Origin of the sequence: Shewanella sp. Sh95 (assembly GCF_001308045.1) — a bacterium.
GTDB classification, from domain to species: Bacteria; Pseudomonadota; Gammaproteobacteria; order Enterobacterales; family Shewanellaceae; genus Shewanella; species Shewanella xiamenensis.
In genome coordinates this window covers 1-237 of the sequence record NZ_LGYY01000160.1, presented here as the reverse complement: position 1 = coordinate 237, position 237 = coordinate 1, and the positions used below count along the sequence as shown (strand labels likewise).

Here is a 237-nt window from a genome sequence, read left to right as displayed (position 1 = left end):
CAGACATCATTGCGTTAATTACTATCAGCTTTCCAAATTGTTAAAGAACAATGCATACCGGCTCGCGGTGCATGTCGCTCTCCCTTCCCTTACAGGAAGTTCAACAAGCCATCTGTGTGAACACTCAGCAAACATCGAGTTAGTCGTATAGGTAAGGAGGTGATCCAGCCCCAGGTTCCCCTAGGGCTACCTTGTTACGACTTCACCCCAGTCATGAACCACAAAGTGGTGAGCGCC

Annotated in this window: 1 rRNA gene; it reads right to left on the bottom strand. The window is 48.9% G+C overall.

Annotated features, from left to right (window positions below):
* Window positions 1-152: 152 nt before the first annotated feature.
* Window positions 153-237 (bottom strand): 16S ribosomal RNA (locus AEA42_RS11900); the annotation flags it as partial.